2 protein-coding genes are annotated in these 2,616 nt (G+C 72.9%); both read right to left on the minus strand.

Going from position 1 to position 2,616, the window contains the following annotated elements; genetic code table 11:
* Nucleotides 1-248 precede the first annotated feature (248 nt).
* Complete coding sequence (locus tag VF825_RS04630) at nt 249-797, minus strand: AAA family ATPase (protein WP_331110631.1); 549 nt, start codon at nt 795-797, stop codon at nt 249-251.
* An 18-nt stretch (nt 798-815) separates the two neighbouring features.
* On the minus strand, nt 816-2,471 hold the full coding sequence (locus VF825_RS04635) for an AMP-binding protein (protein WP_331110633.1): 1,656 nt from the start codon (nt 2,469-2,471) through the stop codon (nt 816-818).
* Nucleotides 2,472-2,616 lie beyond the last annotated feature (145 nt).

Here is a 2,616-nt window from a genome sequence, read left to right on the forward strand (position 1 = left end):
GGGGGCGCCCCTGCCGCGGCGGCGGTCGGCACCGGGCCGGGCTGGGCGGGCTGCGGCTGGGCGGGAGGCAGCGGCTGCGTCGGCTGGGGCGGCAGCGACTGGGTCGGCTCGGAGGAACCCGGCTGGGGCGGGTTCGGCGGCTGCTGCGACATGGCGGTCCTTTCCTCACCAGCAGGATGCGCCCGGATCCTGTGCGGTGACAGGGACCAGGCTGGGAACCGGCCCCGAGTGACCAGTCACCACCCGGGTCAGGCCAGCGCCGCGCACAGCCGGGCGTAGGTGCCCTCGACGTCGCCGTCGAGCGGCTCCAGCGGGGTCACCGGCCGGCAGTCGCGCACCACCTCGAGCAGCCGGTCGTACATGCGGTGCAGCGCCGGGCCACCCCCCGCGTCGGCGACCATCCGGCCGGCCTCGGCGTGCGCGGCCTCCTCGGCCCGGCCGGTGCGCGCGTGGAAGCGGCGCACGGCGTCCTCGCGGTCATCGAGCAGCACGACGTGGTGGAACACCGCCCCCGCCTCATGCGCCGTCTGCTGCAGCCGGTCCACGAACGCCCGCCGGCCGAGGAACTGAGGCACGACGACGTCGTGGCCCGCGAGCAGGTGGGCGCGGGCCATCGCCGTGGCCAGGTCCCGGGCGGCCAGGCCGGCGGCGTGCGGCTGGTCCTGCCACCGGCCGAGCTGCCCGCGCACGCAGTCCACGTCCAGGGCCAGCGCCAGGGGGTGGTCGGCGACCCAGCGCCGGGCGAGCGTGGACTTGCCCGAGGCCGGGAAGCCGTTCAGCAGCAGGAGGTGGGGCACGGCATACCGGTCGCGCACTCAGGCGCGGCGGGTGCCGGCGGCGTCCTGCAGCCCGAGGATCTGCACCGCCTGCTCGCGCATCTCCACCTTGCGGATCTTGCCGGTCACCGTCATCGGGAACCCGTCGACGACGTGGACGTAGCGAGGGATCTTGTAGTGCGCCAGCTGCCCGGAGCAGAACTCGCGCACGCCCTCGGCGGTCAACGGCTCCTCACCGGGCTTCATGACCACCCACGCCATGAGCTCCTCGCCGTAGCGGGCGTCGGGGACCCCGATGACCTGCACATCGGCGATGGCCGGGTGGGTGTAGAGGAACTCCTCGATCTCGCGGGGGTACACGTTCTCCCCGCCGCGGATGACCATGTCCTTGATCCGGCCGACGATCGCGAGGTAGCCGTCGTCGTCCATGGTCGCCAGGTCGCCGGTGTGCATCCAGCGGGCCGTGTCGACGGCCTCGGCGGTCTTGTCCGGCTGCTCCCAGTAGCCGAGCATCACCGAGTAGCCGCGGGTGCACAGCTCGCCCGGCTCCCCGCGCGGCACCGTCCGGCCGGTGACCGGGTCGACGACCTTGACCTCCAGGTGCGGCATGACCCGCCCGACCGTCTCGGTGCGCCGGGCCAGGTCGTCGTCGACGCGGGTCATCGTCGACACCGGCGAGGTCTCGGTCATGCCGTAGCAGATGGCCACCTCGGACATGTGCATCTCGGCGATGACCCGCTTCATCACCTCGACCGGGCACGGCGAGCCGGCCATGATCCCGGTGCGCAGGGTGGACAGGTCGTAGGAGCCGAAGTCGGCCAGCCCGAGCTCGGCGATGAACATCGTCGGCACGCCGTAGAGCGACGTGCAGCGTTCTGCCTCAACGGCTTTGAGCGACGCGGCCGGGTCGAAGGACGGCGCCGGGATGACCATGCAGGCGCCGTGCGAGGTGGCCGCGAGGTTGCCCATGACCATGCCGAAGCAGTGGTAGAAGGGCACCGGGAGGCAGATCCGGTCGGCCTCGGTGTAGCCGACCAGCTCCCCGACGAAGTAGCCGTTGTTGAGGATGTTGTGGTGGCTGAGGGTGGCGCCCTTGGGGAAGCCGGTGGTGCCGCTCGTGTACTGGATGTTGATGGGGTCGTCGGCGCCCAGGGCCGCCATCCGCTCCGCGAGAGCCTCGGACGCCACGGACGACCCCGCATCCACCAGGTCCTGCCAGGAGCCCTCGCCGATGAAGACGACCTCCTCCAGGGCCGGGCAGTCCCCGCGGACCTCCTCCACCATCCCGCGGTAGTCGGACGTCTTGTGCGCCACCGCGCTGACGAGCATCCGCATGCCGGACTGCGTGACGACGTAGGCCAGCTCGTGGCTGCGGTACGCCGGGTTGACGTTGACCAGCACCGCGCCGACCTTGGCCGTGGCGTACTGCAGCAGCGTCCACTCCGCGCAGTTCGGCGACCAGATGCCGACCCGGTCACCGGCCGCGATGCCCCGACCGATCAGGCCCCGCGCGAGCTCGTCCACCGCGGCGTCGAGCTCGCGGTAGGTCCAGCGCCGCCCGCTCGGGACGTCGACCAGCGCGTCACGGTCCCCGAACCGCGCGACGGTGCGCGCGAGGTTGTCCCCGATGGTGTCGCCGAGCAGCGGGGTCTGCGAGGTGCCGGAGCTGTAGGACAGGGCCTCGGGTGTGGTCACGGGCCCATCCTCATGGCGCCCCCGTGCGGCGGCAAGGGCAACGTGCCGGAGCCGATTACCGTATGCCGTGTGCCCGCCTCCCAGCCCCGCGCCGGCTCCCGCGCGCGCAGCCTGGCCGAGGACGTCCGCGGCCGCTCCGACGCCC

The organism is Oryzihumus sp. (assembly GCF_036391795.1).
Classification (GTDB): Bacteria; Actinomycetota; Actinomycetes; order Actinomycetales; family Dermatophilaceae; genus Oryzihumus.